This is a genomic window from Rhodococcus sp. NPDC019050 (assembly GCF_055664235.1).
The window spans coordinates 48,629-54,970 of record NZ_JBVOON010000010.1; the positions used below are offsets into that span (position 1 = coordinate 48,629).

A 6,342-nucleotide genomic window follows, 5' to 3' on the forward strand; every position below is an offset into this window, starting at 1 on the left:
GTGCGGATTGTGTGGGCTACTTACGCCAGAACAGGTGGTGGGTGACCCCGCTCGGGCTGGGCACCACCTCGTGGTGGAACCTGTCGTCCAGTTCGTCCGGCGATTCCCACAGGTGCAGGCCAGACCCGAACTCGAACGGTGCCACCGCGATATGCAGTGTGTCGACCAGGTCGGCGTCGAGGAATTGCCGGATCGTGGTGACACCGCCACCGAGTCGGACGTCCTTGCCGTCTGCGGCGTCGCGAGCACGGTCGAGAACGTCGGCCGGCTCACCGCCGACGAAGTGGAAGGTGGTGTCGGAAAGCGTGAGCGAGGGGCGAGGGCGATGGGTGAGGACGAACACCGGCGTGTGGAAGGGCGGTTCGTCGCCCCACCATCCCTGCCATTCGTCGTCGGGCCACGCTCCCAGCTTGGGAGCGAACTTGTGGCGCCCCATGATCTCGGCGCCGATGTTGTGGGAGAAGTCGCGGGTGAAGTAGTCGTCGATGCCGCGAGTGCCGCCGGGGTCGGTTCGGTTGGGCCAGCTGGCGGTGGCCCCGGCCCACTCGAACATGCCGCTGTGGTCGAGACCGAAGGGGTTGTCGAGGGTCTGATTCTCTCCTGCTGCGATTCCGTCGCTCGAGACGGTGAAGTTCTGCACACGCAGTAGCTGGGTCACGTCGTTCTCCTTGCATCATCGCGGCCGGTACCAGGTACTGACCGGGCGGAGCGTCCGAACTCATCGGGGGACAGGCCCGAATCCGGCGGGCTAGGGGGAGTGAAGGCAGAAGGCGGGTGCTCGACGGGAGACGGGAAGAGTCGGGGAGGGCGCTGGCGACGGGTCGGGCGCGTGGGCGGCGGCGTCCGGGTGTGGAGGTGTCGCGGCGCGTCGCGCGAACTGTGTCGACGCGAGCTGGAAGCGTATTGCAGTTGAAAGACGTTGCGAGGCAGTAGAGTTAGTGGATAACGGTGATTATCCATCAAATGGAATCGGGGGTGTGGTGCAGGTGTGGCCGGCCTGCGCGTGCGGGGGACGGGGTGTCGTGCACGAGATGGCACCGCAGCGCTTGGCCGGACGCGTCGCCGAAATGTGCACGGATGAGTGACGGACGTGCGCGCCGCAACGTTGCCGAAGCGCCGCACCGATTCGCACGCGCAATGCGGCGAACCCGACGGTGACCCGAACCGGGATCCAGGCCGCGAAGCAGGGTGGGCGGGAGGTCGGCCGACCCGATCACGGCTGACACGCGGCAGTGCATCGTGGGCGGGCCGAAAGTGCTCGACTGGGCCGCCTGTTCCCTCCGGGGGCGGGTCAAATCCACGCTACTTTACATAATGTAGATTATCGGCAAAACGCCCACCTGCGAAAACGTGGGGTTCCTGCCTGCGGCAGCCGCCAGCCATGTTGCGTATCGCTACGTGCTTCCTGCGGCAACACCGCGAGCTGACTCGCCGTCCGCACCGCAACACAACTCGGTACGCCGGTGCTCACCCGATCTTCCTGCCGCCGGCGGGCTGTACCGATCATCGGACCGGAACTACTCGGGTCGCCTCGGCGGCCGTCTGGCTGCCTGTCCGGTTTCGGCTCCCGCCTGCCTGTTCGATTCGAACAGACGTTTCGAACCCCGACGACCCTCCCCGCCCCTGTCCCGCTCGTAGGCATCAAAACGTCACAGTGACGCTTTGATGCCCAGCCGCGGGGCCTTCCGGGCTCCAGTGAGGTTTCGCTCTACAGGATCTCAATCTCCATGCACCGAAACTCGATTCGGATCCGACTGCCTATGGCTATCCGATCCAATTCGCGGTCGAAATGTCACGTGACGCCACGAAGAAGGGAAGTAGTTCAGCGGCGCAGCGAGTGACAATCGGCCCTCGTCAGCTCTGGATCGACGGCCATAAGCTTGGGTAACTTTCACCCGAGGAGAAGCCGTGAGCCACGAAGTGAAGATGATCGTCCTCTCGACCGATGATCTCGACGAGTCGATCAAGTTCTACAGCGAGGGCCTGGGGATGAGCCTGAAGTTCCGCGACGGCACGCATTTCGCCGCGCTGGACGGCGGAGGGATCACGCTCGCACTCGCGACATCGGTTGATCATCCGATCCACGGACAGGTCGTCGTGGGCATCAAGACCGACGACGTGGATGCCGCCGCGCGCGCGACCGAAGCGGCCGGCGGCGGCATCGTGCAGGGGCCGTACGACGACGCGCATGAGCGACGCGCGGTGGTGTACGACAACAAGGGCAACGGACTGGTGTTCTACAGCCCTCTGAAACGTTGATCGTGGGTTGACCGGTCGAACCCGCTGCGGCCGGGTGCTCGTCGGAGCGCCCGGCCGCAGCGGTTCGTTCCCGCTCCTACTCCCCTGTCGTGCGTGTCGTGAACGGCAGCACGAGCCGGGAGTGGTGCGCGGCGTCCCGGTAGATCTTGTGGGTCACCGGGTGGCCGACCGGCAGGTGGAAGGCGTCCGGCGGGAGCAACGCGTTGTGCTCGTCGGCGAGCCGGTTCCCCGTTGGACAGTTCCACCGTCAGCTTGCGGCCGGGCAGGAAGGTGTTCGCGAACGGATACAAACGCAACACGTACTCCTCGATTGCACCGGGCTCGACCGGCACCGCGCGGGTGTGCGGGTGGTATGGGTTGCCCTCGGTGGTGCGCTCAGCGTCGAGTTCGCGGTGCGACGCCTTCAGGTAGCCGGTGGTGATCAGCTGACGTTTCCCGTTGGGAGCGTAATCCCAGAGGCGCACAATGAAATTCGAGTCCGGTTGATCGAGTTCGGCGAAGATGTGCGCCGCGCCGGTGCCGATCATCTCCGTCGGTTCCTCGAAGACGGGGGTTTCCCATTTCAGGATCTCGACCTTGTCGGTGACTGTCAGCGGTGCCTGGTAGAAACCGTCCGGTGCGGCGTACTGCACGCCCATCGGTTCGGGTTCGGTGAACAGTTTGCCGCGCGGACGCAGGTACAGCGACCGGTATTCGACGTCCTTCGGGGGCCACTGGTCACCGGCGACCCGTTCGCGGGAGCCCTCGACGAAGACCTGGACCGCGGGTTCGTCCATGATTCCGTTGTCGATGCCCTTGATCCAGTAGTCGTACCACCGGAACATCTTGTCGTGTTCTTCGATGAAGGGCCGCGACTGCATGGGCGGGTACGGACCGATATCGAGTTTCTTCGGTCCGCGGAGCGCATCGAAGAGTTCGATCGTGCCGTCCATCGTCCACCCGCGTCCCTGGTCGATCTGCAGGTAGACGGGAATGTCGATGTTGGGGGCGAGCGTGATGGGGTTACGTTCCTCGTACCACTCACCGTCGAGTTCGTTCATCACGATGTCGAACCAGGCTTCGTGGTGCTTGGGGTAGTTCAGCACGTGGACCAGGTTCGGCCATGCGGCGACATCGGGGTCTTTCAGGCGCTGCGCGACGCGTTCGGCGATTTCCTCGGAGAGTAGGTCTCGAGCATCCGGGACTTGACACCGTCGGTGAATGCCCACCCGGAGTCGCCGCCGCGGCCTTCGCGCGCGGCACGCGGCATGAACCACATGATGCCGCCGTGATAGGTGGTCTCGTAGAAGTCGTAGTGTCCGCCGCTGACGAAGATCGCCTTGAGGTGCGGGGGCCGTTCCGCGGCGGCGAGGACCTGCATCGACCCGAAGTAGGAGATGCCGATCATGCCGACGTTGCCGTCGCACCACGGCTGGGCGGCGACCAGAACGACTCCTCGCCTGCATCATTAGAGACGACTACGACGAGGGCGAGTACGTGGCACGGCCCGAAGGTCTGGTCATCAAATGCTCGTCCAAGCCGCCCGAGCCGTCAATCGTGGCTACTACCCGCCGTGGCGGCGGTCGAGCTGGTCGAAGATTCCCTCGGTGATTGTGCGAGCAGCCGCGAGACCGACGGGCGTCCGGTCGAGTTCGCGGTCCCAGTAGAAGTCCGGGCCGAGCGGCTTGTGGAAGACGAAGAAGCCGACGTTCGCGACGTAGGTGTAGACGCGGGGTTCTCGGTGTCCACGTAGGCCAGCCTGATCCTGGCCGTGGTCGCTGGCAAGTTAAAGGCTCATTGGGTGCCTTTCCTCGGCTTCTCCTCGGTGGTGTCGCTCAGACCCACTGCACGAGTTGCCACACGAGACCGTTGGGGTCGGCGAACTGGCAGAACCGCTCGCCCCAGGGTTCGGTCTCGGGTGCGGTGACGACGGTGGCACCGGCGGCGGCGATGCGGGCGTATTCGGTGTCGAGGTCGTCGACGACGAAGGCGATCAGCATGCCTTGGCCGGCGGGACCGGCGATCGAGGCGGGTTTGAAGGTGCCGAGTCCGGTGCGCAGGAACACGACGTTGAATCCGGCGTCGGGGTGGTTCAGGGATACGAAGCCGTCGGCGGACATCGCTTCGGTGAAGCCGAAGTGGGTGGTGGAGAATGCGGCGGACGCTGCGGGGTCGGCCACGTTCAGGGACAGTGCGGTGTCGGTGATCTTCACGGGAACCTCCAGGTGGCAGAGAGGCGGTGGGCGTTCGGGAAGTGAAACCAAAACCCTGTGCAGTGTATAGAGTGTAGCTCGCATCCCGGATATGCGGAGGAGAGATTTCGATGGCGCGCGAACTGCTCGACCTGTTGTGGCGGGACCACCCTGCGGCACCTCGAGGCGGTGCGCGCGGCCCCCGGGCGAAGGTCACCACCTCTCAGGCCGTCGACGCCGCGATCGCCCTCGCCGACCGAGAGGGTCTCGGGCAGGTCACCGTGCGCCGACTGGCCACCGAACTCGGCATCTCCGGAATGGCGCTCTACACCCACGTCGGCTCCCGCGACGACCTGCTGGTGCTCATGGCCGACGCCGCGCACGACCGGCAACCGCGCGCGCCGTATCCCCCCGAGGACTGGCGGACGCGGGTGCGTCAGGTCACCGACGCCGACCTGGCCCTCTACGGCGAACACGACTGGCTCCTCGATATCGCGGACCAGCGAATGTCGTTGGGGCCGGGGACGATTGCGAAGTACGATCACGATCTGCACGCGTTCGACCACACCGGCCCGAGCGACCTCGAGCGCGACGCGGCGCTGACGTTCGTCTCGGACTTCACCCGCAGCGCGGCGCGCGCCCGCCGGCCGGACCCCCATGCCGCGGACATGGCGGAGGTGTGGTCCGCGTGGAGTGAGCGACTGGCGTCCTATGTCGGCGACGACTTCCCCCTCGCCCGGCGGGTCGGCGCTGCGGCCGGCGAGGCGCTGAACACCTCGTACAGTCCCGACGCGGCTTGGGAGTTCGGGCGCGAGCGCATCCTGGACGCGCTCGCCGCGCTCTTCCGAGTCGCCTCCGACGATCCCGCGCCATTGCTGTAGCAGATTGCTACACTGGAGGGAACGGTGTGACCGTCGCGCGAAGGAGTACGTCATGACGAACGTCGTCGACAAGGTGACCAGGTTCTCGTCGGAGCTCGTCGACGCCGCCGCGTCCGAAGGCGAACGGGAGAACCGCTCGGCCCGCCAGCAACTCGAACACTGGGCGCGAGTGGGCCGCGAGGTGTCCAACCAGCGGCAGGTCGCGCGGCGCCGCGTCGAGGCCGCGCTCGCCGGACGCCTGCCGCTGCGCGAACTCTCCGACGAAGAAGGCGTCGTGTTCAACGCCGAGATCGCCGCAGCACTCGAGGAATCCCTCGCCACCGGCCATCACGTCACCGACCGTGCCGCCCGGGGCCTCGCCTCGGTGGTGCTCGACGAGCAGGGCCGCGTCGTCAAGCATCTGCCTGACGGCACCCAGATCGTTCTGTGAGGCGACTCGATCTCGTCGTCGGACCCAACGGATCCGGAAAATCGACCTTCGTCGAGCAGCGCCTCGCTCCCCTGCTCCCCGGCAGCGCGTTCGTCAACGCCGACGTGATCGCCAAGCAGCGGTGGCCCGACAGCCCGGAGGAACACTCCTACGAGGCCGCGCAGATCGCCGCGACCATCCGTGACCTGCTGATCGAGCAGGGTGAGTCGTTCATCGCCGAGACGGTGTTCTCGCATCCGTCGAAACTCGATCTGATCGACCGGGCGCAGCGCGCCGGGTACGTGGTGGTGCTGCATGTGGTGCTCGTGCCCGTGGAGTTGTCCGTGGCCCGTGTCGCCGAACGCGTCGTGGAAGGCGGCCATCGCGTCCCCGAAGAGAAGATCCACTCCCGCTTCGACCGGCTGTGGCCGCTGGTGGCGGACGCGATCGGGCGGGCCGACCACGCGACCGTCTACGACAACACCGCCGCGGACGTCACCCGGATCGCGGCCCGGTTCGTCGACGGTGATGCGGTCGGCGAGGTCGCGTGGCCCGCGTGGACGCCCGCGGCATTGACCGGCGCACCCACCGTCTCGGGCTGACCGTATGCGAGCGGGCCCGG

Annotated in this window: 6 protein-coding genes and 1 pseudogene; 4 read left to right on the plus strand and 3 right to left on the minus strand. The window is 66.3% G+C overall.

The genetic code is table 11. From position 1 onward, the window contains the following. Positions 1-16: 16 nt before the first annotated feature. A complete protein-coding gene (locus AC0B44_RS12485; protein WP_471903198.1) occupies positions 17-658 on the minus strand; it encodes a dihydrofolate reductase family protein in 642 nt (213 codons plus the stop codon). Positions 659-1,926: 1,268 nt separating this feature from the next. Between AC0B44_RS12485 and AC0B44_RS12490 the strand changes: the two genes are divergently transcribed. Continuing rightward, positions 1,927-2,259: a VOC family protein gene (locus tag AC0B44_RS12490; RefSeq protein ID WP_471903255.1), complete on the plus strand. Its 333-nt coding sequence runs from the start codon at positions 1,927-1,929 to the stop codon at positions 2,257-2,259. A 76-nt stretch (positions 2,260-2,335) separates the two neighbouring features. Here the strand turns inward: AC0B44_RS12490 and AC0B44_RS12495 are convergent. Together AC0B44_RS12495 and AC0B44_RS12500 are read right to left on the minus strand one after the other, a co-directional pair. Continuing rightward, a pseudogene (locus AC0B44_RS12495) lies at positions 2,336-3,682 on the minus strand (CocE/NonD family hydrolase); the annotation flags it as partial. A 391-nt stretch (positions 3,683-4,073) separates the two neighbouring features. Further along, on the minus strand, positions 4,074-4,451 hold the full coding sequence (locus AC0B44_RS12500; protein ID WP_471903199.1) for a VOC family protein: 378 nt from the start codon (positions 4,449-4,451) through the stop codon (positions 4,074-4,076). A 110-nt stretch (positions 4,452-4,561) separates the two neighbouring features. Here AC0B44_RS12500 and AC0B44_RS12505 point away from each other — a divergent pair, with 110 nt between their 5' ends. The 3 genes from AC0B44_RS12505 to AC0B44_RS12515 are packed head-to-tail and all read left to right on the plus strand — an operon-like array spanning position 4,562 to position 6,322. After that, positions 4,562-5,311, plus strand: a complete 750-nt coding sequence (locus AC0B44_RS12505; RefSeq protein ID WP_471903200.1) for a TetR/AcrR family transcriptional regulator — start codon at positions 4,562-4,564, stop codon at positions 5,309-5,311. Positions 5,312-5,363: 52 nt separating this feature from the next. After that, entirely contained in the window at positions 5,364-5,741 is a 378-nt protein-coding gene (locus tag AC0B44_RS12510; protein WP_169622305.1) for a TA system antitoxin ParD family protein, read from the plus strand. Then, positions 5,738-6,322 carry a zeta toxin family protein gene (locus AC0B44_RS12515; protein ID WP_471903201.1) on the plus strand — a complete coding sequence of 195 codons (585 nt, stop codon included), beginning with the start codon at positions 5,738-5,740 and terminating at the stop codon, positions 6,320-6,322. The genes AC0B44_RS12510 and AC0B44_RS12515 overlap by 4 nt, the downstream gene beginning before the upstream one ends. The last annotated feature ends 20 nt before the right edge of the window (positions 6,323-6,342 follow it).

Bases quoted from the DNA above. Each gene is read 5' to 3' on its own strand.
- AC0B44_RS12490 (WP_471903255.1), top strand. From the start codon at position 1,927: ATGATCGTCCTCTCGACCGATGATCTCGACGAGTCGATCAAGTTCTAC.
- AC0B44_RS12510 (WP_169622305.1), top strand. From the start codon at position 5,364: ATGACGAACGTCGTCGACAAGGTGACCAGGTTCTCGTCGGAGCTCGTC.
- AC0B44_RS12505 (WP_471903200.1), top strand. From the start codon at position 4,562: ATGGCGCGCGAACTGCTCGACCTGTTGTGGCGGGACCACCCTGCGGCA.